At 61.9% G+C, this 25,312-nt stretch carries 18 protein-coding genes and 1 pseudogene; 5 read left to right on the forward strand and 14 right to left on the reverse strand.

Annotated features, from left to right (window positions below):
- Nucleotides 1-3 precede the first annotated feature (3 nt).
- Together ACHZCU_RS08815 and ACHZCU_RS08820 are read left to right on the forward strand one after the other, a co-directional pair.
- The gene (locus ACHZCU_RS08815) at nucleotides 4-1,119 is read left to right on the forward strand and encodes a DUF917 domain-containing protein (RefSeq protein ID WP_319518468.1); all 1,116 of its coding nucleotides are present in this window, start codon (nucleotides 4-6) and stop codon (nucleotides 1,117-1,119) included.
- A 25-nt stretch (nucleotides 1,120-1,144) separates the two neighbouring features.
- A complete protein-coding gene (locus tag ACHZCU_RS08820; protein WP_319518469.1) occupies nucleotides 1,145-2,722 on the forward strand; it encodes an ABC transporter substrate-binding protein in 1,578 nt (525 codons plus the stop codon).
- 270 nt (nucleotides 2,723-2,992) lie between these two features.
- On the opposite strand, the gene ACHZCU_RS08825 is transcribed toward ACHZCU_RS08820, so the two are convergent.
- From ACHZCU_RS08825 to ACHZCU_RS08840, 4 genes are read right to left on the reverse strand one after another with little or no spacing between them, the layout of a single operon-like run.
- A complete protein-coding gene (locus ACHZCU_RS08825; RefSeq protein ID WP_319518470.1) occupies nucleotides 2,993-4,759 on the reverse strand; it encodes a sulfatase in 1,767 nt (588 codons plus the stop codon).
- A gap of 3 nt (nucleotides 4,760-4,762) precedes the next feature.
- Nucleotides 4,763-5,575: an ABC transporter ATP-binding protein gene (locus ACHZCU_RS08830; protein ID WP_319518471.1), complete on the reverse strand. Its 813-nt coding sequence runs from the start codon at nucleotides 5,573-5,575 to the stop codon at nucleotides 4,763-4,765.
- Nucleotides 5,572-7,353: a dipeptide/oligopeptide/nickel ABC transporter permease/ATP-binding protein gene (locus ACHZCU_RS08835; protein ID WP_319518472.1), complete on the reverse strand. Its 1,782-nt coding sequence runs from the start codon at nucleotides 7,351-7,353 to the stop codon at nucleotides 5,572-5,574. The genes ACHZCU_RS08830 and ACHZCU_RS08835 overlap by 4 nt, the downstream gene beginning before the upstream one ends.
- Nucleotides 7,350-8,291, reverse strand: coding sequence for an ABC transporter permease (locus ACHZCU_RS08840; protein WP_106303976.1), 942 nt, complete (start codon nucleotides 8,289-8,291; stop codon nucleotides 7,350-7,352). Before ACHZCU_RS08840 ends, ACHZCU_RS08835 begins: the two co-directional genes overlap by 4 nt.
- Before the next feature lie 140 nt (nucleotides 8,292-8,431).
- On the opposite strand from ACHZCU_RS08840, the gene ACHZCU_RS08845 reads away from it, so the two are divergent.
- Complete coding sequence (locus ACHZCU_RS08845; protein ID WP_319518473.1) at nucleotides 8,432-9,355, forward strand: LysR family transcriptional regulator; 924 nt, start codon at nucleotides 8,432-8,434, stop codon at nucleotides 9,353-9,355.
- 84 nt (nucleotides 9,356-9,439) lie between these two features.
- On the opposite strand, the gene ACHZCU_RS08850 is transcribed toward ACHZCU_RS08845, so the two are convergent.
- Entirely contained in the window at nucleotides 9,440-10,939 is a 1,500-nt protein-coding gene (locus ACHZCU_RS08850) for an ABC transporter substrate-binding protein (RefSeq protein ID WP_319518474.1), read from the reverse strand.
- A 467-nt stretch (nucleotides 10,940-11,406) separates the two neighbouring features.
- Here ACHZCU_RS08850 and ACHZCU_RS08855 point away from each other — a divergent pair, with 467 nt between their 5' ends.
- Complete coding sequence (locus tag ACHZCU_RS08855; protein WP_319518475.1) at nucleotides 11,407-13,050, forward strand: glycoside hydrolase family 3 N-terminal domain-containing protein; 1,644 nt, start codon at nucleotides 11,407-11,409, stop codon at nucleotides 13,048-13,050.
- Between the two features lie 746 nt (nucleotides 13,051-13,796).
- Here the strand turns inward: ACHZCU_RS08855 and ACHZCU_RS08860 are convergent.
- The 6 genes and pseudogenes from ACHZCU_RS08860 to ACHZCU_RS08885 form a co-directional block, all read right to left on the reverse strand.
- A pseudogene (locus ACHZCU_RS08860) lies at nucleotides 13,797-13,989 on the reverse strand (IS3 family transposase); the annotation flags it as partial.
- A 166-nt stretch (nucleotides 13,990-14,155) separates the two neighbouring features.
- Nucleotides 14,156-16,006, reverse strand: a complete 1,851-nt coding sequence (locus ACHZCU_RS08865) for a chloride channel protein (protein WP_319518476.1) — start codon at nucleotides 16,004-16,006, stop codon at nucleotides 14,156-14,158.
- 106 nt (nucleotides 16,007-16,112) lie between these two features.
- Entirely contained in the window at nucleotides 16,113-17,624 is a 1,512-nt protein-coding gene (locus tag ACHZCU_RS08870; protein ID WP_319518477.1) for a tripartite tricarboxylate transporter permease, read from the reverse strand.
- A 9-nt stretch (nucleotides 17,625-17,633) separates the two neighbouring features.
- Entirely contained in the window at nucleotides 17,634-18,125 is a 492-nt protein-coding gene (locus ACHZCU_RS08875) for a tripartite tricarboxylate transporter TctB family protein (RefSeq protein WP_319518478.1), read from the reverse strand.
- A gap of 79 nt (nucleotides 18,126-18,204) precedes the next feature.
- Nucleotides 18,205-19,182 carry a tripartite tricarboxylate transporter substrate binding protein gene (locus tag ACHZCU_RS08880; protein ID WP_106311462.1) on the reverse strand — a complete coding sequence of 326 codons (978 nt, stop codon included), beginning with the start codon at nucleotides 19,180-19,182 and terminating at the stop codon, nucleotides 18,205-18,207.
- 17 nt (nucleotides 19,183-19,199) lie between these two features.
- Complete coding sequence (locus tag ACHZCU_RS08885) at nucleotides 19,200-20,717, reverse strand: sulfatase (protein WP_319518479.1); 1,518 nt, start codon at nucleotides 20,715-20,717, stop codon at nucleotides 19,200-19,202.
- Between the two features lie 88 nt (nucleotides 20,718-20,805).
- Between ACHZCU_RS08885 and ACHZCU_RS08890 the strand changes: the two genes are divergently transcribed.
- Nucleotides 20,806-21,711, forward strand: coding sequence for a LysR family transcriptional regulator (locus tag ACHZCU_RS08890; protein ID WP_319518480.1), 906 nt, complete (start codon nucleotides 20,806-20,808; stop codon nucleotides 21,709-21,711).
- A gap of 80 nt (nucleotides 21,712-21,791) precedes the next feature.
- Here ACHZCU_RS08890 and ACHZCU_RS08895 read toward each other — a convergent pair whose 3' ends face one another.
- From ACHZCU_RS08895 to ACHZCU_RS08905, 3 genes are read right to left on the reverse strand one after another with little or no spacing between them, the layout of a single operon-like run.
- Nucleotides 21,792-23,300: a tripartite tricarboxylate transporter permease gene (locus ACHZCU_RS08895; protein WP_319518481.1), complete on the reverse strand. Its 1,509-nt coding sequence runs from the start codon at nucleotides 23,298-23,300 to the stop codon at nucleotides 21,792-21,794.
- The gene (locus ACHZCU_RS08900) at nucleotides 23,297-23,794 is read right to left on the reverse strand and encodes a tripartite tricarboxylate transporter TctB family protein (protein ID WP_319518482.1); all 498 of its coding nucleotides are present in this window, start codon (nucleotides 23,792-23,794) and stop codon (nucleotides 23,297-23,299) included. Before ACHZCU_RS08900 ends, ACHZCU_RS08895 begins: the two co-directional genes overlap by 4 nt.
- Nucleotides 23,794-25,272: a sulfatase-like hydrolase/transferase gene (locus tag ACHZCU_RS08905; RefSeq protein WP_319518483.1), complete on the reverse strand. Its 1,479-nt coding sequence runs from the start codon at nucleotides 25,270-25,272 to the stop codon at nucleotides 23,794-23,796. The genes ACHZCU_RS08900 and ACHZCU_RS08905 overlap by 1 nt, the downstream gene beginning before the upstream one ends.
- Nucleotides 25,273-25,312 lie beyond the last annotated feature (40 nt).

Here is a 25,312-nt window from a genome sequence, read left to right on the forward strand (position 1 = left end):
GCCATGGCGAAAACGCTGATCAATGCCGACGAACTGGACGCCATCGCGCTGGGCGGCGCCTTTCTGGGCACCGGCGGGGGCGGGGACCCCTATATCGGCAAGCTGATGGCCAAGGCCGCACTTTCTAAAACCGGACCGGTCACGTTGATCGACCCTGCCGATGTGGCTGACGATGCGCTGTGCGTGCCGGTGTTCATGATGGGCGCGCCGACGGTGATGCTGGAAAAATTGCCGAGCGGCGATGAAATCATGGCCGCTCTTGCCCAGCTCGAGGCCTATCTCGGCAAGAAGGCCACGGCGCTGATGTGCGTGGAAGCCGGCGGCCTCAACTCCACCATTCCGTTTGCCGTCGCGGCGGCCACGGGCCTGCCGCTGATCGATGGCGACGGCATGGGCCGCGCCTTCCCGGAACTGCAGATGGTATCCTTCACGATGTCGGGCATTCGCGCCACGCCTCTGGTGCTGGCCGACGACAAGGGCAATTCCGTGCTGATCAATGCCGTCGACAATCTCTGGACCGAGCGGCTGGCCCGTGCCGATACGGTGCAGATGGGCGGCGCGGCGCTGGTGGCGGCCTATTCCATGACCGGCGCCCAGATGCGCGACAGCATTCTGCCGGGCACGATGACGATGATCCGCGACATCGGCAAAACGCTGATGGCCGAGCGCAAGGCCCATCGCCATCCCGGCGCTGCGCTGCGCGCCCGGTTTTCAGGCCACCACCTTTTCACTGGCCGTGTGGTCGATATCGAGCGCAGGACCGTCGGCGGTTTCGCCCGGGGGCGGGCGATCATCAAGGGCACGGATGACTTTGCCGGGCGGCAGTTCAGCGTCGATTTCCAGAACGAGTTTCTCGTGGCCCGCGACGATGCGGGAGCCGTCATGGCGACAACGCCCGACCTGATCTGCGCGCTGGATGCCGATGCCGGCATGCCGGTGACCACCGAACAGATGCGTTATGGCCTGCTGGTGGAGTTCACCGGTCTGCCGGCCGACGCGAAATGGCGCACGGAAGCGGGACTCGCGCTCGTGGGGCCGGGCTATTTTGGCTATGATCACGACTTCATGCCTGTCGAAAAACTGAACGATAACAAGAAAATAAATTCAGAATGTAACTGAGATCTCAAAAAGAGAGGAACTTGCAATGACACGGAAAATGCTTGCGGTCGCCGGGCTGGCGCTCGCTGCTTCGGCTTCCACCGCGCTGGTCCCGGCGGCCGCGCAGGACAAGGTTTCGATCGTGGTCAACGCCACGCAGGTGTTCGGCACCATCGACCCGGCGCGCATCAACGACTACACCGAATACATGGCAGCGGTGAACCTCTATGACGGCCTGACGACGGTGGCCGGCGACGGCTCCATCGTGCCGCAGCTCGCCGAAAGCTGGACCGTTTCGGACGACAATCTGACCTACACCTTCAAGCTGAAGGACGGCGCGACCTTTCAGGATGGTTCGCCGGTCGAGGCATCCGACGTCGTCTACACGCTGAAGCGTCTGCTGGCGATCAATGAGGGCCCGTCCTATCTGTTTTCCAAGCTGATCGACCCCGACAAGCTGAAGGCGGTGGACAGCAAGACCGTCGAAATCGGCCTGACCAAGGTCTATGCGCCTTTCCTGACGACAACGCCGCTGATCCTCGTGGTCAACGAGGATGAGGCAAAGGCCAACAGCGACGAGGAGTGGGCCAGCGATTACATCGCCAGCCACAGCGTCGGGGCAGGGCCGTACGCGCTCGAGGACTGGAAGCGCGGTTCGCAGATGGTGGTTGAGCGTTACGCGGATTATCACGGCGGGTGGGACCGCGGCACGCCGATCGACGAAATTCGTTTTGTCATCACCAATGACGAAGCGACCGTGAAGGCGCTGGCGACCAAGGGCGAGCTTGGCATGTCATCGGATTCGCAGGCCAACGAGACCTATGAAGCCATCGGCGCGATGGACGGCTACAAGCTCATCGAGACGCCGACGGCAACGGCCTTCTACATCAAGATGAACACCAAGCTGCCGCCGACCGATGACATTCACGTGCGCCGCGCGATTGCCTATGCGACCGACTATGCGACAATCCGCGAGGCCATCTATCCGGGTTCGGAGCTTTCCGGCCCGATGGCGTCGGCCTTTGCCGATGCCTATGCCGGCGATCTGCCGACGCCGGAATACAATCTGGAAAAGGCGCGCGAAGAACTGGCCAAGTCGAAATATGCCGGGCAGGACATTACCCTGACCCATTCCTATGTGGCCGGGCTTTCCTTCGAGGAAGACATCGCGCTGCTGATGCAGGCCAATCTCGAACAGATCGGGGTCACGCTGGACGTGCGTCCGGAGCCGTGGAACCGCATCACCGAGCTTGCCGCCAAGCCCGAGACGACGCCGAACACGACCCAGGTCTTCAACGGCCCGAGCTATCCGTCCCCCGACAGCGTGTTCTACGTGCAGTACGACTCGGCCGCGTCGGGCACATGGGCCTCGATGGAATGGCTGCAGGACCCAGAAGTCGATGCACTGATCGAGGATGCCCGCACCACGACCGAAGTCGACAAGCAGAATGACATCTACAAGGAGTTGCAGCGCAAGATCGTCGCACAGCAGCCGGATGTCTTCATGCTTGTGGAAAATCGCCGCTACGCGGCAAGCAACTGCCTTCAGGGCTACGAGTTCGTGCCGATGATGAGCTGGGACACCGATTTCTCACGCTTCAGCTGGGACTGCAGCGCTGAATAGGCACCGCCTGACCGGTTGATCTCAGGCTTACGGGATTGCCCACAGTCATATCAGGGCGCAGTGCATCATGCTCTGCGTCCTGAAACACGAACCGCTTTTGGCAGGAGGGGGTGAAATATGTTCCTGACGCTTGGTGGCGGAAAACGGGATCCCTGATCTCAACTAAAGCAGCGCAAAGACCCGCCAGGCCGGCATATAGGCTCTCGCGATGTGGCTATTATGCACGCCCGCGCCGGGGTCGCGGAGGGAACGCCATACCGAGGCCGAGCCTCATGATGGGCTGAGTGCGGCAAGGTCGCGTTCGATCTCCTCGAGGCGGTCGCGGGTCAGTTCGGGATGGGTGGCGGCGAGCTGGACGATGGTCTTGCCGGACATCAGATAGGCCATCATGTCGTTCTGCGGCTGTGGCAGGCGTTTGGACAGCAGGTCGCGGGCGGGGGTTTTCATCAGTTCCCCGATGGTCGTCGTGGCAATGCGGGCGTCGTCGGGGAAATCGCTTTCCCGCAGGGCGCGGCGGCGGCCGGTCTGCACCTGCGCCCATTGCGCGCGGACCAGAAGGTGGGTTTCGTCGGGCGTGCCGGTTGCGGGCAGGCCGAGCCGCTCGAATTGTTCGGCGGGCGCCTCGTTGCGGCGCATGAGGTCGACCAGAAGGCCGATCATCCGTAACTCCAGCGCGGGATCGTCGAGCGGCGTCTCCTGCTCGGGATCTGTTTCGAGATCGAACAGCAGCGTGCCGTAGCTCCAGGGCGAACCCATGGTCCATGCCGGCATCTTGAGCACCGGCGCGCCCTTGGTGAAGGAAAAGGACGGCGGGAAAAGCTCGGCCTCCGCCAGCTCCTCCGGCGAGAACCGGGCGCGCATATGGGTGGGCATGAGCGTGTGTTCAAAAAGAGGCCGGTTTTCGGGCGTGGCGGAAGCGCGCATATAGACATAGCGCCCGTCGGTCACACTCACATGGCTGCCGAACATGCCGAACAGGCCTGCCTCGCGCACGGGCGTGTCTGACCTGACTGTCCGGGACAGGGCCTGTCCTTCCATGTCGCGGGTGGGCGCCTGGCCGAAGAGGTCGAGCAGGGTCGGGCCGATATCGATGGTCTGCACCAGCGACTTGCGGCGTTCGCCCTTGACCGCCGCGCGCGGGTCCCAGACGAAAAGGGGTGTGTGGATCGTCTCGTCATACCAGGGCATCACCGATTTCGACCACCAGCCTTTCTCGCCCAGCATATAGCCGTGGTCGGTGCACACGATCAGCATCGTGTCCTTCCACATATCGCGCTCGTCCATCAGGTCGAGCAACCGGCCCAGATTGGCATCGCACATGGAAAGCAGGGCGAGATAGCGGTTGCGCCCCTGGGTTACCGTCGCCTCGTCCTCGGTCACGCGGTCATAGGGCGGCCAGTCGAAGTCCTTTCCATTATCCGGATAAAGCCGGTGCCAGCGGTCATAGGAGAAGAATGGCTCGTGCGGATCGAAGGTCTCGATCTGCACCATCCAGTCATCCTCACCGGCATTGGTGGTGATGAACTCCAGCCCGGCGTCGAACACGCCGGTCTGCGGATGATCGGCCTCGCTTGCCATGTGACGGCGGTTGACCTTGTCCTGCTGGCGCATCCGATAGGCGAAATTGCCGAGCTGATCGCGGTCGATGCCGGTCACGTCGCCCTTCCAGAGGTCGCCTTCCTGGCCGCGGAAGAACTCGTAGGAGGAAAACCGGTTATGATAGGTGGCGCCGCCATCCTCCCAGTAATGCTGATGGTCGGTGATGAGATGGGTATAGATGCCGGCCTTGCGCAGCATCTCGGGCACGCTGTCGTCGAAGGGCTCGATCGGGCTCCAGGAACGATGCAGGAAGTTGTAGCGCCCGGTGTGCATCTCGCGCCGCGCCGGCATGCAGGGCATGGAGCCGGCATAGCAGGTGTCGAAGACCGCCGTGCGTTCGGCCAGCCGGGAAAAATTCGGCGCATGGGTGGACGTGTTGCCGTAGCAGGGCAGCATACGGCGGTTCAGACTGTCGAACATCAAGACGATGGCGCGCATGGTTCAGCCCTCCTTCATGGCTTTGAATTCGGCGCGGCGCTTTGCCTGCCGGACGGGATCGGCGACCGGCGCCGCCAGCAGCAGTCGCCGCGTATAGGCGTGGTTCGGCCGGGCGGTGACCTGATCGCATTCGCCGAATTCCACCACCTCGCCGCCGCGCATGACCGCGACCCGGTGGGAGATGTGGCGAACGACGGCAAGGTCGTGCGAGACGAACAGATAGGCCACGCCGGTCTCTTGCTGGATCTGGATGAAAAGGTCCAGCACCCGCGCCTGGGTCGAAAGATCGAGCGCGGACACCGGTTCGTCGCAGACGATAAGGCGCGGCGACAGGGCAAGCGCGCGGGCAATGGCCACACGCTGGCGCTGGCCGCCGGAAAATTCCCGCGGAAAGCGGTGGGCGGCATCGGCGGGCAGCTTCACATGGTCGAGCAGATCGCGCACCTGTCGCCGGGCCTCGCTGGCGCTTTGCCGGCGGCGGGCGACAATCGGTTCGATCAGGATGTCCTCGATCGTCATCGACGGGTTGAGCGAGGTGTAGGGGTCCTGAAACACCGCCTGGATTTCGGAGCCTGCCGCGCCGCGCTCGCGCGGGCTGCGGCCGGCGATCTCCTGATCTTCATAGCGAATGCTTCCCGAGGTGACCGGCCCGATGCCGAGGATCGAGCGGCCGAGCGTGGTCTTGCCCGACCCGCTTTCGCCGACGAGACCCACCGTCTCGCCCCGGCGGATATCGAGATTGACATTCTTGAGGACGTGAAGCGCGCCGAAATGCACATTCACCTCCCTGCAATCGATGAGCGTCTGGTCGGTCATGCGGTCACCTCATTGGCGGTCGAAGCCTGCTTGGGCGGCGTGTAGGTGCGGGTGTCGCCGTCTTCGAGCACGGAGCCGAGCAGCATGCGGGTATAGTCGTGCTGCGGCGCGGCGAAGAGCGCGTTGACGTCGTTGGCCTCGACCACGCGGCCGTCATTCATCACCGCCACCTTGTTGCAGCTGTCGGCGACCACGCCGAAATTGTGGGTAACGAGGATCACCGACATGTGGAATTCGGCCTCGAGATCGCGCAGCAGGTCGAGCACCTCGGCCTGGATCGTCACGTCGAGCGCGGTGGTCGGCTCGTCGGCGATCAGCAGGTCGGGATTGCAGGAGACGGCGCCGGCAATCAGCACGCGCTGCGCCATGCCGCCCGAAATCTGGTGCGGATAGGAGCGGAAGGTGCGCTCCGGGTCGGGCAGGCCGACGCGGGCCAGAAGCTTCAGCGCGCGCTTTTTCGCCTCGGCGCGCGAAATCCCGAGAACGGTGCACATGGGTTCGACAAGCTGGTAGCCGATGCGGAACGACGGATCGAGGTTCGACATCGGCTCCTGCGGCACATAGGCGATGCGGCGACCGCGCAGCGCCCGGATTTCGGCCTCCGAGAGTTTGGACAGATCCTGCCCGTCGAAGAAGATCGACCCGCCGAGGATACGGCCGCCGGTGGACAGCAGGCCGAGAATGGCAAAAGCCGTCTGGGTCTTGCCCGAGCCGCTTTCGCCGACAAGGCCCAGCACATCGCCCTTGCGCACCTCAAGCGATACGCCTTTGACGACCTCGCGCCACGCGTCGCCATCGGGATAGGCGACGACGAGGTCGCGCACATCGAGCACGATGTCGGGGTCCTGCGTCGGCTTTGCTGTTGTGGTCGCCGTCGCCGGCGGAAGCTTCGGCTTGCGGTGGGTGGTCGAGCCGCCCGATTGCATGCGGTCGCGGATGGCATTGGCCAGCAGCACGAAGGATGCCACGGTGATCGCGATGGTCAGGCCCGGCCAGATCAGCGAGACCGGCGCGGTGAACATGTTGGCAAAGGCGTCCTGCAACATGCCGCCCCAGGTTGGCACGGACGGATCGCCGAGGCCGAGAAATTCCAGCCCCGCCTGAATGACGATGGCAACGCCCGAGACGATGGAAACCTGAATGATGAGCGGCGCGCGCACCACCAGAAGGATGTGGCGCACGATGATCCTGATATCCGACAGGCCCGAGACGCGCGCGGCGTCGATATAGAGCTCGTGCTTGATACCCTGCACCAGATTGCGGGTCAGGCGGAAGAAGCCCGGCGACAGCAGAACGCCGAAAACCCCCATGGAGATGTAGATCGACGAGCCGAGCGACTGATAGAGCGCCAGCAGCACGATGATCGCCGGCAGCGCCATGAAGGCATCGAAGATCCAACTGGCGACGAGATCGAAGCGGCGGCCGTGATAACCAGCGAAAAGCCCGGCGGAAACGCCGATCAGCCCCGAAACGCAAACCGCGATGAGCGCGCCCGTCAAAGTGTTTCGGGCGCCGTAGATCAGCCGGCTGAAGATGTCGCGGCCCGAACCGTCGCCGCCCAGAAGATAGCCCTGGCCGGGCGGGGCATTGACCGAGAAGATCTGAACCCGCGTCGGGTCGTTGGGGGCCAGCACCGGCGCGAAGATCGCGGTCAGGATCACCAGGCCGAGCAGGATGATCGCCAGCAGTCCAAGCGGATTGCGAAGGACCGAAAGGAAGAAGCTTTCCCGTGCCGGGCCTTTGGGGAGCGGCAGCTCTGCGACGTTCGGATCACTCATGATACGCGCACCTTCGGGTTGAGCCACGCATTGATGATGTCGATCAGGATATTCACCAGCAGCACCAGAATGATGAGGGTGACGACAATGCCCATCAGCATCGGCACGTCGCCCGCCAGAGCGGAGGTGACGGTGAGCGATCCCATGCCGGGGATCGCGAAGACCCTCTCGATGATCGCCGCACCCCCGAGTAGGGCGATGAACTGCACTGAAAGCACGGTGAGCGCTGCGGGCATGGCATTGCGCAGCACGTGGCGGAAGAGGATCGAGCGCGGGCTGATGCCGCGGGCGCGCAAGGTGCGGACATAATCGCCCCTGAGCGCATCGATCACCGCGCCGCGAACCTGTTGCGACGAGGAGGCGATGCCGGAAAAGGCGAGCGCGCCCACGGGCAGAACCAGGGAGGCAAGCCAGGCAGACGGTGAGGCGGAAAACGAGACATAGCCGGTTGCCGGCAGCCAGCGCAGGTTCACCGCGAAGACGATGACGAGCATCAGCGCCAGCCAGAAATTCGGCAGGGCGAAACCGATGACGCTGCCGACCTGGATCAGCCGGTCGGACCAGCCGCCGCGCACCGCAGCGGTAATGCCGAGCACGGCGGAGAGGATCGCCATGAAGCCGACGGCGATGGCGACGACCGACAGCGTCACCGGCAGCCTGCGGCCGAGTTCGTCGCTCACCCGGGCATTCGATGTCCAGGAACGGCCGAGATCGCCGGTGACCGCGCTGCTCAGCCAATCGCCATACTGGACCATCAGGGGACGGTTGATGCCCAGTTCGTCCTCAAGGGCGCGCACCTGTTCCTGGGTGGCATTCTCGCCCAGAAAATTACGGGCGACGTTGCCGGTCGCGCCGTACATGAGCGAAAAAGTCAGAAGCGAAATCGCGAACAGGAGCACGATCCCCGACGCGATGCGCCGGCTCAGATAGCCCAGCATACATTTTCCTCCTCAATGTCTGCCGCCGCGCTTGCCGCGCCGGCATCCTCCGGTGACATCCAGACTGGCCAGTCTAGACAAGGACACTATACGTCGATAATGCAATTAGACCTGAAAGCAATGCGTGGAGTTTATTGCTCGTGCTCGATCAGATCACACATCTCTTTCGACTCCAGGCCATTATCAAGGAAGGCAGCCTGCGGCAGGCGGCCGAGCGGCTGCATATCACGCAGCCCGCGCTCTCGCGGTCGCTGGCGCAGCTGGAAAACTATTTCGGACAGCCGCTGGTCGAACGGCATGCACGCGGCGTGCGGCCGACGCTTTTCGGGCTGAAGGTGCGTTCGGCCTCGTTGCGGCTGATGCGCCAGTGGGAGCTGACGGACGAGGAATTGCGGACCGAGGGGCGCGCAGGGCGCATCCATCTGAGAATCGGCGCGGGCCCGGTCTGGCGCACGGTGATCCTGCCTGAAGTGATGCTCAGGATGCAGCGCCGGTTCCCGAAAATGGTCTTCGAGATCCACCGCGCGCATCCCACCGATTCCTATGAGGATCTGAGCGAGGGGCGGCTGGACGTCATCCTCTCCGGCATCAGCGCCGAGAACCGCTTTCCGCGGCTGGTGCAGAAACAGCTGGGGGTCGTGAACAATCTCATCGTCGCGCGCGAGGGCCATCCGGTCTTCGATCGCGTCGATGCCGAAGGGCGCGTTCCTTCCGAAGCGCTGCTTGACTATCCCTGGCTGGTTTATACCGAATATCAGACTTACCGCGAAATCACGATGCACGCGATCCACGAGCGGCTTGGTCAGCCGCCCGAGATTGCGTTGGTCTGCGACAGCCTCAACACGGCGCTCGCCTCGCTGCAGCGGGGAGACTACCTGTCGCTGCTGCCGGAACCCATCACCATGGCTGCTGTTTCTCCACGGCTTGTGCCGGTGCCGGTGGGCCTGACCCGGCGCGAGGTAAAAATCGGCATGGTCATCCGCGAGGAGGCGGCCGGCTGGGAGCCGGTGCAGGCGCTTGGCGAGGCCAGCGGCGAGGTGCTGCAAGGGCTTTCGTTTTCCTGACGAAACGATGAAATCCCGAAAAGCGCACCGGCCTCCGCAGGGTGCTGCGAAGGCCGGTCTCCGGCATTTTTTATCTATAAGGCTTCACTCCGCCGGTCTGTAGAATTCCGGGAAGGTTACGACGTTGCCGGGGATCGGCTGCTCGATCACGTCGGGCGCGGTGATGCTGATCGCCTCCGGCCGATACCATGGCGCATACCAGGCGTTTTCGACCAGATAGCGGTTCACCGCCTGAAAGGCTACGGGCTTGTCCGCCTCGCTGGCATTCTGCGCGGTGGCGAGCAGTTCCTGCATTTCGGGCGTGGTCGCGCCGAGCGGGTTCCAGGCGGAGTTCTTGAAGGCGAGCTTGAGCAGGTCGCCCCAGTCCGACTGGTTGCCAAGCCGGAAGAAGAACGCGCCAAACCGGCCATTGGTGATGTCGGCGATCAGCGCATCGGGCGAGACTTTCACCCAGTCGACCTCGATCCCGATATCGTTGAGCTGCTGCTCGACGATCGGGTAATATTGCGCGAATTGCGGCGCATCGGGCATGGTCAGGGTCAGCCCGTCGCCATAACCCGCTTCCTCAAGCAGGGCGCGCGCCTTTTCCGGATCGTAGGGGTAGTAGTTCGTCAGCTCCGGGTCGTAGGAAATGCTGGTCTCGGGAAAGACCTGGTCGGAGACGACGCCGTAACCCTGTTCGACATATTTCAGGATTGAATCCTGGTCGAAGGCCATGTTGATCGCCTTGCGCACCCTGAGGTCGGCAAGGGCTGGATTCATGGTGCCATCGCGGTCGGCGAGGAAGAGGCCCTGCCAGTTGACCGGGTTGGTGGTCACCGAAAAGCCGTTGGCCTTGGCATCGGCAACCGAGACGGTCTCGCCCGCGGCCACATCTATCTGGCCCGACTTCAACGCGTTCATCCGCGCGCTGAGATCGGTCATCGGCGCGATGGTCATCGTACCGTAGGGGAAAGCCCCGGGGTTCCAGTAGTCGGGATTGCGCTGGTAGACATATTGCCGGCCCACTACACTTTCATCGGTGTCGTAGACATAAGGCCCCGTGCCCACGGGCACGTTGGCGGCCTCCTCGGTGCCGAGCGAGGCGGGGCTTGCCATGGCGCCGGCAACCAGCGTCAGGTTGCGCACCAGCGCCGGATCGGGCTCGGTCAGATGGATCACGATCTCGGTTGGCGAGACGATATCGTAGTCCTTGATCGACTGTACCATCCAGACGTTCTGTCCGGTGCCGGTGCGAAGCGCCTCGAGGTTTGCCCGCACCGCTTCGGCATCGAACGGCGTGCCGTCGGTAAAGCTGACGCCCTCGCGCAGGGTGAGCGTGAGCGCGGTGTTGTCACCGTTATAGCTCCAGTCGGTGGCAAGGTTCGGCTCGATCGAGCCGTCGGGCATGATCGTCAGCAGTGTTTCAAGCACCGGCGCCCAATAGGCCAGGCGGTTGCCGATCTCGATCTTGTCGCGGGCGAAAGTCGTGTTGTCCAGCCGGTTTGCCAGCGCGATGACGTTGGAATCATTCGGGACTTCGGCAATTGCCGATCCGAACGACAAAAGCAGGGCCGCCGAGGCGGCGGTCAGTAATTTGTTCATGTTCTCCTCCCAATTGGCGCCGGTCGCCCACGCTCCTCACGCAAACACCGGGGCGAATGCCTCGAAATATTACTACGCGCGACGCATGCATAGACAATGCAATAACTCCGGTGAGCGATACGCAAATATTTTCACCACGTCCTTCGGCACGGTTCGGAGCCATGCAGTGAATTTATCGTTGCGCGAAGTTTTCGCAATGTTGCGTGTTGCCGAACCGGTGCTATTTTGTCGGAGCTGATGGCCCGCGGTGAGGACGGGCCACGGCGGGAGGAGACATGCAAAAGACGGGACCGATCCGATATGCTGTGCGTTATTGACGCGGTCGGCCCGCATTCCGGCTGTCTTGTCCGAACACTTCAAACCTCATTCTGATTTATCGTCACGCGAAACCCGGCAGGCGGCTTCCAGCGTGGGCCGGGGCCGACGCAGATGCAACACCGAACAAAATTTTTTGAGGAGCCACATCCATGAATCTTGCCCACCTGGAAAAGCCGCCGTTTTCCCTCGACCGGGAGGCCATCGAATGGGTGCGCAAGACCTGGGAGGCGCTCGATGAAGAAGCTCGGGTCGGCCAGCTCTTCAATCTGCGTTCGAAGGGCTATGACGAAGACGAGCCCGGACGCGTCGCCCGCCTTGCGCCCGGCGGCGTGACGCGCTTTTTCGGCGAAGACGGCCCGGCAGAGCGCGCGCGTCTCGAAGCCTTTCAGCGCGATGCCGCCGTGCCGATGCTGGTCAGCGCCGATCTCGAGGGCTCGCGTATGAGCCTTCCCTTCGGCACGCAGGTGCCAAACCCCATCGCCCTTGCCGCGATCGACGATCTTTCCGTCACAGAGGAGGTTGCCCGGATCATGGCGCGGGAAGCCCGCGCGGTGGGCGTCAACTGGTCGTTCACGCCGGTTCTGGACATCAACGCGGCCTGGCGCAGTTCCATCGTCGCGACCCGCGGTTATGGCTCCGATCCGGATGTGATCGCGCGCCATGCCCTGGCGCAGATCCGCGTCTTTCAGGAAGAAGGGCTTGCGGCAACCGCAAAACACTGGCCCGGAGAAGGGCATGACGACCGTGACCAGCATCTGGTGACCACGATCAATCCGCTCTCGGTCGAGGATTGGGAGGCGACCCATGGCCGCCTCTATCGCGAGGCCGTGGAAGCCGGGGTGATGAGCGTGATGACCGCCCATATCGCCTTCCCGGACTGGGCGCGCCGCATCGGCAAGGGAGATGGCGTCGAGGCGTTCCGCCCGGCTTCGGTCAGCGCGGCGCTCAACACCGACCTCCTGCGCGACAAGCTCGGCTTCAATGGCGTGATCGTTTCGGATGCAAGTCGCATGGCCGGACTTTCGGCCTTCATGCCGGCCGTCGAAAGCAAGGTTCAGATCATCGCATCGGGCGCGGACATGATCCTGTTTTCGCTCGATCCCGAAGGCGAGATGGCGGGCGTGCGCGAGGCGGTCAGAACCGGCCGGATCACGCCGGAACGTTTCTTCGACGCGGTTACCCGGGTTCTGGGGCTGAAGGCGGCGCTTGGCCTTCATCGGCCGGCCGCACCGCCGGCCTTCCCCGCGCCGCGCGATGACTGGAGCCGGCAGGTTTCGCGCCGCGCGCCGGTGCTGGAAAAGGACGTGAACCAGACGCTGCCGCTCGACCCGCAGCGCCATCGCCGCATCCTGATGTTCGCCCCCGGCATCGTCGAGCCGATGCAGGGCCAGACCCTGCCGCTGGAACTGCCGGAGCTTCTGCGCGCCGAGGGCTTCGCGGTCGACGTTCACCGCATGGGCGACCCGATCGACCCGTCGGGCTACGATCTGGCGCTCTATGCCCTCTCGGAGGAAACGCTGCTAACGCGCGGGCGGATATTCCTCGACTGGGCAAAACTCGGCCAGGGTCTCGACGGCGCCATGCGCCGGCTGTGGCACGAGATCCCGGTGGTGATGATTTCCTTCGGCTATCCCTATTATCTCTACGATGCGCCAAGGGTGCCGACCTATATCAATGCCTGGGCGACAATGACGGCGATGCAGGAGGCGACGGTGGACCTGCTGCTGGGCCGCGCCGAATGGAACCGCAAAAGCCCCGTCAACGCCTTCGTGTCTCCCGATGCATATTATTGAAGACGCTCTGGCCGTGCTCGGCGATGCGACCGCCATCGCATGTGAAGGTCGCTCGCGGCAGAAAACGTGCGGGCAACGGCGCGCGCTTTGATCAATGTCCTTTCCGATCTATTCGACGGGCTGAACATAGGTAAGCCGCGCATGGCCGACGGAACAAATGTTTTACACTTTTGAAGAATGAAGATCTTATGTCGTTCTTTTCTGCGACGGGCAAGGTCGCGATGATCAGGCCGAAGGGCAAAATGGCCCGGATCGTAGCCGGTGGTTTGGCGCAACTCCAACCTGCTTATGCTATTTGTTCTTTCGCAGATCTGGTATCCTGTTCGGTAGTGCTATGTTCACTCCTTCGAGGGTGTATTAATTGGTTAGCGACATCACGAGGCCAAGGCGATCACCACTTTTTCCTTCGTCCATCATCGCCAGTATCTGGCAGAAATATCAGTCAAACGGCTCTGGTGGTGTCCCTAAATCCCTATCCCAGAGAGAAGGGCATGGGAAAAGGAGACCCGATCTTGCTCAAATGAACGACTGTGAACGGTCCACAAAACAGTGTCCAAATCCTGCCCCCGCAATCAAGTCCGTATCAGCAATCACCAAAAGCCTTCGCAAAATCGCGGGGGCTTTGGTCGTTCTGGCATCCGTACACCCCCGCAAGGTGTAAGAGACCCGCAATCGCACCATACAGGTCGATATCGAGACCCGCTCCGTCTTCCGATGGTGTCAGTTGTTTTCCATGAGGTCCTTCGCACGCCATTGCCGAGCATCGTATCGGACAGAAGCCGCTTGGGCTTGGTGTGCTTGTCTTCCAAAGCCTTTGGCCGGGCAGCCTCGGAAACCTTCATACCACCATACGCGGTAAACATTGGACGTTGGAAGATCGGCCTCCTGTTCCTTGATCGTCCCAATAAACTGTGCCTCGGTGAATCGGCTCTTTCGCATAAATCTGTCTTATATGATTGGGAAAATTCTGCATCAAAACGCAGGACCATGCGGGGATCAGGCCAACATCATCCCTTCCGAAACGATAGTCGGTAGGCCAACCGGACTGGCTGAGCGGAATATCTCTGACTTGCTGCAGTGCCTGATCGCTTTGGAAAGCGGGCGGCTATTTTCGTAGCCCGCCGGGAGCACCGACCGAGCCGCGGCTGCCGCCGCTCATATCCATGCGAACCTTGTCGAGTTCCTCGGCATAGCGGCGCAGAACATAGCTTTCGCTCAAAAGCCCGATGGCACGGTTCGAAATGCGGTCGCTGACGACGACAAGCGCATCGGATGACTGTTCCTCGAACTGCTGTGCGGCCTGCCGCGCATTCATGTCCGGCGTCAGCACACAGGTCTTCAGCGCCAGAAACCGGTCCAGCGGCTGGTCGAGCATATCGGTATCGAGAGCGTGGATTTCCGGCATGAGGGCGATGCCGGCATAGCCGCCCTCATCATTGACGGCGACCACCTGTTTTGCGGCGCCGAGCGGAAACATGCGCTGAAAGGTACCCACCGATACGCCGGCATTCACCGTGCGGATATCGCGCCGCATCATCCGGCCGACCGTCAGTGAGCGGATAAGCCCGATATCATGCGCACCACGGATGGTTTCACCACGCTGGTGAAAACGCCATGTGGTGAACGAATAGCCGAAGAACTGGCGGATGAGCACGGAAGACACCGTGGCGACGGCCAGCATGGTGATGGCCAGAGACAGCGAACCCGAATCCTCGAGCGTGAGGAAAACCATGGTGAGCGGACCGCCGACCACGGCGGCGGCAAGACCGGTCATGCCCGCGAATGCGGCCACGCGCTCATCGCCGATCATGCCCGGAACCAGCATGTCGAGACCCCGGAAATAGGCAAGGCCGATGAGAGCGCCGACGAACAGCGAGGCGAAGAAAAGCCCGCCGCGAAAGCCGCTACCAAGCGACACTGCAGATGCGACCATCTTGGCGGCGATCATCAACAGAAGCACCCAGAGCGAGGCGGGCGGGGCTTCCAGCGTCGCCTGAAGCGCGCCATGTCCCGACGACAGGACGAAAGGCGCAAACGCAACCGCCACGGCAAGAAGCGCACCGCCGGCAATCGGCCTGAAGAGCGCGGGCACCCGCAGCCGCGAAAACAGCTTTTCCGTTTCACTCACCAGCAGCATTAGCGCCACGCTGCAGATGGCCGTTACCACGGCAAGCCCCATCAGGGCCGCAAACATGCCGGTATCGATGGACGGCATGCTGCCCAGATGGGTCTTGTGCGCATCCGTAAGCCAGCCGGAAACGAAGGTCGCGGCAATACTGGCCGCCATGACCGGCGCCAGCGCAGCAATCGAATATGTGCCGATCACAAGCTCGAAGGCATAGAATGCACCGGCAAGCGGGGCCTGAAACGCCGCGGCAATCGCCGCGCCCGCGCCGCAACCGAGCAGAAGCCGCATATCGGAACGCCGGGCATGGAGGAACGCGCTGAGTTTCGAGCCGAATGCACCGCCCATCTGCGCATAGGCCGCCTCAAGCCCGACGGAAGCGCCGAAGCCGTTGGAAACCACGGTCTGAAGGGTAATGACGAGACTGTCGTAGAAGGAAAGATGTCCGCCATGCAGCGCATTGGCCTCGACGGGGTCGACCATGCGGCGACCGTTGCGCTTCACCAGATAGGCAATCGGCACCAGAATGGCGCCGCCGATCAACGGAACCGCCAGTGCAACAAGCCCGGGCGAGCCGGTCAGTGCACTCAGCCGTTCGCCCGGCTCCAGTGAAAACAGCAGCGATTGCAGGCCATAGGCCGATGACGATATCGCCACCTGCGCCAGTCCGGCGGCGACACCGATGACAGAGGCAATCGCCACCAGCCAGATCTCGCTGCGCCGGACCAGAAGACGCAGCCTCAGCACAGGCGAGAGGAGATGCATCCAGGCGTTGGTCGCACGCACGGTCGAGCGGAGAACGGATGAATTCAGATCGGGCAGAAAAGACACGGGAAATGGAGAGCCCTGCAAACGGATTTCAAAGGAAGGTGTAAGGATCAGGCCCTGCCGCTACTCTGCCCCGTTTTAAAACGGGACAGAGTTTGCACGGCAGAGGTCAGGCAAGGTCATCCGCTTTCACGTCAACCGGCTTTTTCGAGGATCTTATTGTCGAATAGACAATGGAGATCAGCAGAGCCAGATCGATCAGCAGGATGATTGCCGAGATCGGGCGCTCGACGAAAATCATCAACCCGTCGCGGGAAATCAGCAGCGAACGCCTCAGATTGGCCTCCATGACGCCACCAAGGATCATGCCGATGATCATCGGCGCCAGGGGATAGGAAGCGCGGCGCAGGATGTAGCCGATAATGCCGAAGGCCAGCATGACCCAGAGGTCGAAGACCGAATTTTCCAGCGAATAGACGCCGAGCGTCGACAAAAGCAGCACGGCGGGCAGGAGCCAGGCCTTCGGAAGCTTCAGGACCGAGCCGAAGAACGGCGCCAGCAGCGTGCCCAGAATGAGCAGGAAGACATTACCCATCAGATAGGAAATGAAAACGCCGCCGGCGACATCCGGGTGGTCCCGGAAAAGATCGGGTCCGGGGAAGAAACCGAGCAAAATCAGCGCGCCCATCAGCACGGCGGTCGAGGCATCGCCGGGAATGCCGAGCGAGAGCGTGGGGATCAGCGCGCCGCCGCAACAGCCGTTATTGGCCGCTTCGGTGGCCACGACGCCGCCTTCCGCGCCCTCGCCATATCCATCTTCCGGTTTCGCTAGTTTCTTCGCGGTGGCATAGGAGATAAAGGCGCTGACATCGCCGCCGGCGCCCGGTATGGCGCCGAAAAACGTGCCGATCAGTGCCGAACGCAGAAGATTGAACCGGTGCCTGAGCAGAATGCCCAGAGCGGAAAACGAAACGATCAGGCGTTCGACGACCGGCTTGTTCTTGAAGCCGCGCGACTCGATCTGGAAGAAAAGCTCCGACAGCGCGAACAGACCGACGACGACGGCAACCAGATTGGGGCCGCTCGAAAGCCGGATATCGTCAAAGGTGAAACGATAGGCATTGGTGAATTCATCGGTTCCGATCATCGACAGGAACAGGCCGAAACCGCCGACAAGCAGGCCCTTGATTGCGGAGCCTTCCGAAACCAGCGCGATCGTCAGCACGCCGAGAACCGCCATGCCGAAATATTCCGGCGGCGCAAAACGCAGGGCGAATTTCGCAAGCAAGGGCGACAGGAAGACCAGCACGAGACCGCCGATCAGACCGCCGACGGCCGATGCGCTGACCGCAAGGCCGACCGCATCCTGGGCGCGGCCCTTCTGGGCCATCGGATAACCGTCGAAAAGCGTGGCCGCGGCCAGCGGGGTGCCGGGTATCCGTAGCAGGATGGCGGAAATCGAACCGCCGGCCGAACCGCCGATATAAACCGCGATCAGCATGCCCATTGCCGGGATCGCCGGCATGTGAAAGGCGACCGGCAGCAGCAGCACGATTCCCATCAACGGACCGAGACCGGGCAGAACGCCAATGAAGAGGCCGCCGACGACGCCGAGGCATGTCAACAGTATGGCCTGGAAATTGAAGAAGAGCGGCAGCCCCTCGCGCAACAGTTCAAACATGGGCGACCACTAGCTGAAAAGGGTGATGTTGAAGACGCCGACGGGAAGAACGACGTTCAGAAGTCCCTCGAAGACGAAAGACGCGACGAGCCACATCCCGATTGCGCCGGGAACGGCTGAAACCGGACGAACCCCGAAAGCAAGGAGGAAGACGAGCAGCAGGACCGGCGTAACAATATGAAAGCCGGCATAGGGCAGTACCAGAAGATACGCGACGAACACCGCAGACAGGACCAGCGCAAGCCGGGTTCCGTCGCTGGCTTTGAGCGGCGAAAGCGTCTGCACCTTTCCCAGACCGAGCCGGGCCACATGAACAGCAACGATAAAGGCAAGCAGGACGGCAATGACGCGGGGATAGAAGGCCGCATTTTCCAGCGGACCGCCGGAGGCGGCGCCCTGCTGTTCAAGCGATGTCGCCGACTGCCAGAAAATGGCGACCGGCACGGCGGCAATGATGGCCAGCGCGATCCAGTCGAACGCAAACGGTCGAATTCGAAACACGTTGTTCTCCCTGACAATACGGCGGCCGCTATCCGGCCGCCGCATCATGGTTTCCCGGCCGCTGCCGGGAATATCCGGTTTACTTCTTGAGTTCGGCCTTTTCCCAGGCAATGGCGTCGATACCGGACTGAAGCTCATCGGCAACGGGGCCGACGATCTCGTCATACTGGTCCGGGCTGTAGCCAAGCGGGACGTAGCCCATGCCCATCAGTTTCTTCTGAACGTCGTCGCGGGCAAGCGCTGCACCCATGGCATCACGCAGCTTCTGCGTCACGTCATCCGGCGTTTCGCTGCGCACCAGCCACCAGTTCCAGCCCATCGGCGAAAGGCCGGTCATGCCGAGCTCGATGCCGAAATCCTGAACGCGCGGCGCGCCGTCATAGGTGGCTGAGGCGCCTTCCAGTTCCGACAGAACCGCAAGCGGACGGACGGAATCCTTGTTGGCTGCATAAACGCCGGGATTGATCACGATGAAATCGAGAATGCCGCCGCGCAGATCCTTCACCGCATTGTCGATTTCCGGATAGGGCACCACCTGGGCCACGGCATCCGATGTCTGCAGCGCCTTGGCCGCCACCATATGCGGCAGACCGCCGGTCACGCCGGGCGAATAGCGCAGGTCACCGGGGTTTTCCTGCGCATATGCGATCAGCGCGGGAAAATCGGCGAACCGGTCGTCGTCTTCACGCACGACGATGGCGAAACTGTTGGACGTGCCAGACCAGAGCGGCTTGAAGTCCTTGTAGGTCCAGTCGGCATTGCCCATCATCGGCTGCAGCACCAGCGGCGCGACATAGCCGTCGAAGATGGTGTAACCGTCGGCCGGCTTTTCCATCGCTGTCTGGAACGCCTTGGTGCCGACAGCACCCGGCGTCGAGACGACCGAGATGTTGACGCCAAGCTCGCTGCCCATCGCGTCGGCAATCACCTGGCTTGCGGCCATGGTCGCGCCCGGCCCCCAGGGGTAGATGTTTTCAATGTTGCGCTCGGGAAATTCCGCCTGCGCGGTTCCGGCCAGCATCATTGCCGCCGTCATGATACCAAGGATCTTTTTCATGGGTTCCTCCCTCTTCCTCAATCGGTTTCAAGTTCATACCAGCGGTAGAGTTCCGCCGGCGTATCGTGGGCTTTCAGTTCTTCGACCATCAGCCCGTAAAGCCGTTCACTGGTTGCCGCATCCTGCACCGGCGCCGTCTGACCCGGATCGGTCGTCAGATCATAAAGCCGGGTGCCGAGATCATCGAAGCCCTTGCCATCATTATACGGCACGCGTTTGGCGTCCCTGCGGGCATCGATCCCCAGAACCGGCACGCCCTTGGTGAAATCAAACCCCGGATGGAGCCGGGCGGTGCGCAGTTCCTCCACCGTGAACGGTGCGGTCATGTGCGCGGGCGCCAGCGTATATTCGATCAACCCCTCCCGCCCGAGATCGGACGGGTAGTGATAGAGAACATGGTCGCCGTCGGTGATGCCGATGGGACCGGAAAACACCCCGAAAATGGCCGACTGGCGAATATCCTCGCCACCGGTGAAAAGCGGCATGATGCTTTGGCCCGTCACCTCTTTCGGCGGCTCCAGATTGTAAAGCTCCAGAAAGGTCGGCATCAGATCCGTGGTCTGGGTCAGCCCTTCACGGCGCGTACCGGCCAGATGCTGATGATCGGGATGATGGATCATCAGCGGAATATGCGAAACCTCTTCATAATAGGGCATCCGGCATTTGCCCCACCAGTCGTGCTCGGAGAGCAGGAAGCCGTGATCGGTTGTCAGCACCACGCATGTGTCCTTCCACATATCGTGCGCGTCCATATAATCCATCAGCTTTCCGAAATAGTCGTCGCACATGGCGACAAGCGCGGCATAATTGGCGCGGATTTCGGCCATTTCCTCCGGGCTTTCCGTCGCCCGCTCGTAATGCGGCCAGTCGAGCACGCCGCCATTGTAGCCGGTCTCGTAGGCTGCCTTGAAGCGATCGGGCGCATGAAACGGTTCATGCGGGTCGAAGCATTCCAGCATCAGGAACCAGTTATCGGCATCCCGGTTGCGGTCGAGGAAGTCGAAGGCGGAGGCAAAGCATTTCGGCCCCGGAAAGTCGGCCTCGTCGACAATCGTTTCGCGGTTGATCGCGTGCTGAAGGCGCTTGTCCGGATTTTCCGTGTTGTAATGGCGACTGTCGAACTTCTCCCGAATGCGATCCAGCGGCGGATCGACCATGGCGACCCATGGGTCGTATTCCTGCCCCCGGATGAAGTCATAGCTGGAAAAGCGCGTATGAAAGCCGTGGCCGCCATCCTCAAAATAGTGAAGGTGGTCGGAAATCAGATGCGTATAAACACCGTTCCGGTTCATGATCTCGGCAAAGGAATTGTCGAAAGGCTCAAGCGGCCCCCACGAGCGATGGGGGAAGTTCAGACGGCCGGTATGCATATCCCTGCGGGCCGGCATACACGGAAGCGAGCCGACATAGTGACGGTCGAATGTCACCGAACGGGCTGCGAAACGGTCGAAATTCGGCGTCTTGACGGTCTCGCCGCCATAGGCCCCGAGCGCATTGCGGTTTAAACTGTCAAAAAGGACAAAGATGGTCTTCATGAATGCTCCTCTGTCGGCGACAGTGGCGGAATTTATTGATAAATGATAATAAAAATTTGTAGGCTACCGATAACTGAAAGCTATCATCATGCGTCTGCTCGTTTCACGTCATCTGGAGAATTTTCTGGCGCTCTTCGAAGCCGGCAACATGCACACGGCGGCGCAGAAAAAAGGCATCAGCCAGCCCGCGCTGACAAAGAGCCTGCAGCTGCTTGAAGACGAGCTGGATGCCGAACTGTTCGAGCGGACCCACAAGGGCCTCGTGGCAACGGAAACCGGGCACATTCTCTACCGGCATGCCTGCGCAATCGAACAGGAAGCGCGCTTTGCAGCACTTGAAATCGCCAATATGCGCGGGGCGATGGGCGGCCGCATCAAGATCGGTGTGGGACAGGTTCTGGCCGTCAGCATTTTTCCCGCACTTCTGGCCGATTTTCACCGGCGTTTTCCCGATGTCGAGGTTTCCGCCGAAGCCGGCATTTCCACCGGGCTCGTGCAAAGCCTGCTGCGCGACAATCTCGACCTCGTCATCGCCGCCCTGCCACAGGCCACACTTCCCGACCGGTTCGTCACCCTGCCGCTGCTGTCGACGGATATGGTCATCATCTGCCGTACGGATCACCCGCTCTGCCGTGAAAAATCGATAACCCCGGAGGCGCTGACCGCCTTCCGCCGCGTTGGCTTCCTGGAGGACAGGGAATTTGAAAGCCGCGCCCGCCAATGTTTCGGGGAGCGTTCGCAGTCCCTGCGGCCGATCCTGCAGACGACGTCGCTGAACATCATGTTCGGACTGCTGACCACGACGGACTATTACGCCATTGTCAGCGACATGATCGTGCCCAAGGCAGAAAAGGAAGGCCTTGCGGCGCGAACCATGGAAGGCGGGTTGTGGACGCTCGATGTCGACCTGATCTGCAAGGCCTCGCTGGCGTCCTCCAAACCGATTTCGGCTTTCAGGAAGGCGTTTTCCGCCCACACCGGGCAGACCGGCTGACAAATCGTGTGTTCGCCCGCATGGGGGCATACACCCCGCTGCGTCCGTTATGACGCGTTGCGGGGTGCAAACCGGTATCATCACGGCAATAGGGTCCCGGCCTTTTTGCCGCGGCCGCGCCACCAGGTATAGACGGGCAGCAGGATCAGCAGACCGGAGGCAACGACAAAGACGGCGCTGATCGGCTGGTTCAGGAAGGTCATCCAGTTGCCCCGCGACAGCAGCATGGCGCGGCGGAAGTTTTCCTCCAGCATCGGGCTCAAAATAAAGCCGAGCAGCAGCGGCGCCGGCGGAAAATGCAGCATCTTCATGCCATAGCCGACAAGGCCGAAGGCGATCACCAGGAAGATGTCGAAAACCGCATAGTTGATCGAATAGACCCCGATGCAGATGAGCGCCAGAATGACGGGGAAGAGCACCGAGTAGGGAATTTTCAGCAGCCGCACCCAGATGCCGACCAGCGGGATGTTGAGGATCACCAGAATGAAGTTGCCGATCAGGAAGCTGACGACAAGGCCCCAGAACATCGACGGCTGTTCGGTGATCAGGTTGGGACCGGGATTGATGCCGTGGATCATCAACGCGCCCAGCATGACCGCCATCACCGCATCGCCCGGCACGCCGAGCGTCAGGGTCGGAATAAAGGCGGACTGTGCCGTGGCGTTGTTGGCCGCTTCAGGTGCTGTCACACCTTCAATGGCGCCCTTTCCGAAGATTTCGGGCGTCTTTGAAATGCGCTTTTCAAAGGCATAGGCGATAAACACGGCCATCGACGCCCCGGCGCCGGGCAAAACCCCGCAGATCGCGCCGAAAACCGACCCGCGCCCCATGGCCGGCCATGAACGGCGCACATCCTCGCGCGTCGGCAGCATGCTGCGGAAGCTGAAGTTTTCCGAATGCGTGTCCCGTTCCTTGTGGGCCGATGCCATGACTTCGGAGACGCCGAAGATACCCATGGCAACGGCCACCAGCGAGAGGCCGTCGGCAATGCCCGGTATGCCGAATGTGAACCTGAACTGGCCCGAGGTGATATCCTGCCCGACAATGCCGAGAAGCAGGCCGAGCGCGACCATGGAAACCGAACGGGGAAAACTGTCGCCGCCGATCGCTGCCGTGCCGATCAGCGCAAACAGGATCAGCGAGAAATATTCCGCCGCCCCGAATTCGAGCGCGAAATGGGCAAGAACCGGCGCCAGCGTGCCGACGAGGATGATGCCGAACATCGATCCGACAAGCGAGGCGATGGCCGTGATGAACAGTGCAACGCCCGCGCGCCCCTGCTTTGCCATCGGATAGCCGTCCAGACAGGTTACCGCCGCCGGCGGCGTTCCCGGCAGGTTGAGAAGGATCGAGGCCGTGGACGCGCCGTACTGGCCGCCATAATAGATGCCGGCCAGCATGATGATGGCTTCCGTGGGGCTGATGTAGAAGGTGACCGGCAGCAGCATGGCAATGGCCGGCAGAGGGCCGATGCCCGGCAGAACGCCGACAATCATGCCCAGCACGACCCCGAGGAAACAGTAAAACAGGGCCGACCAGGTGAAGGCGACATCGGCGCCCAGTGCAAGATTGGAGAACAGGTCGCTCACAATATCCCCCTGATCATTTCAAACGGAAGGCCGAGGCAAAGCACGAAGATGAACCAGGCCAGCAAGGGCGTGACAACGATGAGGCCAATCAACCGCGCCAGCGAAAAATGCGGCGCGGCGAGACAGGCAACACAGATCAGACCGACCGAAGCCGGCGCCAGGCCGGCGGGCCTGAGCAGAAGCGCAAAGACCAGCATGGAAAGCGGCACGAAGACCCGGCTGCGCCACACGGCCACGCCGCGATCCGTCAATGTGCTGTCGGGTTCCAGATGCGCATGCGCCTCAAGAATAGCGATCATCAGGCCGAGAATGATGCAGGCAATGCCGATCAGCATCGGATAGAAGCCGGGTCCCATTCGTGTGGGCGTGCCAAGGCGCATGCCGCTGACATCCAGAAGCACGAACGCGCCGATCAGGATCATGATGCCGCCGGCGACAAGCGAGTTCCTGTCGATCGGGTCCTTGCCACCCTGTTTTTCTGCCGGAGCGCTCATCAGAAGGCTCCGACTTTTTCAGACGGATTGGCCGGCGGAACAGGCGGATAGTGGACGCCGCGCTGGCCGGAAAGGCCCCGGTTGTCCACCGCTTCCAGTTCCGGTTCGCCAAAGCCGACAAGGGTACCGTCTTTCACGTAATCGAGGTCCTCGCCATAAAGCTCCGAAACGAGCAGTTCCGTCAGGCGCGAGACCACAGCGCCGGAACCCGGCTCGGCAGAAAGATCATGGCGCTCGTCAGGATCATTGACAAGATCGAAAAGCTGCAGCCGGTTTCCGGCCGGATACCAGATCAGCTTGTGGCGTTCGTCGCGGACCATGCGCGAGGCGCGCGCGCCGAGATGCGATTCACCATAGATATGCGAACGCTGCGGCGCGGCTGCGAGGCTTTCGCCCTCGCAGGTTTGCGGAATGGCGATCCCGGCGAGGTCCAGCATGGTCGGCATCAGGTCATGCAGGGCAACCAGCCGGTCATCGCTGCCGCCTGCCTGTCCGAGGCGATGTTCTCCGGTTTTGTCGACAATGATCAGCGGCACCCGCGCGGATGCTTCATACATCAGCCGCTTGCCGTAAAATCCGTGATCGCCCAGCATGTCGCCGTGGTCGGAGGTGAACACGATGATGGTGTTGTCGAGCAGTTTTTCCTCGCGCAACGTGCCGATCAGCAGGCGCAGCTGATGATCGATATGGGTGCAGAGCGCATAAAAGGCCCGGCGCATATCGGAAAGCTGTTCGGGCGGCAGGCTTGCGTAATACCGCCGGACCGCCTTCAGAACGAAGGGCAGCGTATCGTCGTTTTCGGACCAATCGCCGGTGACCGGCGCTGTCATCGCGCGCCGGGCATAGCGGTCGAAATAGCTTGCAAGCGGCACGATCGGCGGATGCGGATGGGTGTAGGACACATGCCAGAATGACGGCCGCGTCGGGTCGCGGCGCTTGATCGCGCGCGCCGCCGTGCGGGTCGTCCAGTTGGTGACATGGGTCTCCTCCGGCAGGTGCCATGTCCGCCAGGAGTATTCATTATTGCTCATGCCGTGCATGAACTGGTCCCCGGCATGGCCGCAATCGGCCAGATACATTTCGTAATCGTCGGGGCCGCCGAGATGCCCTCTGCCTTCTTCCGCAAGGATCGCGTCGTCAAAGCCGATACGGTCGCGCGGCGGATAGACATGAAGCTTGCCGATGGCCGTCGTCTGGTAGCCGGCCTTGCCGAAACAGCCCGCGAGCGTCGGCGCGCCTTCCGGCATCTTGAGATCCGGCTGGAAATCACGGTCGCCGTGCCCGCGCGAGGTCATCCCGGTCATCAGCGAACGGCGCGAGGGAATGCAGATCGGCGTCTGCGCATAGGTGTTTGGAAAACGCGTGCCGACTTCGGCAAGCCGGTCGATCGTGGGCGTTTCGATGGTGTCGTTGCCGGCGTGCCCCAGCAGATGGCCGGGCCACTGATCAACGGTCACGAACAGTATGTTGGGCTGCACCGTGTTGACCTTTCTCATGTTCTGACAGGCAAAAGCACCC

The organism is uncultured Martelella sp. (assembly GCF_963677965.2).
GTDB lineage: Bacteria > Pseudomonadota > Alphaproteobacteria > Rhizobiales > Rhizobiaceae > Martelella > Martelella mangrovi.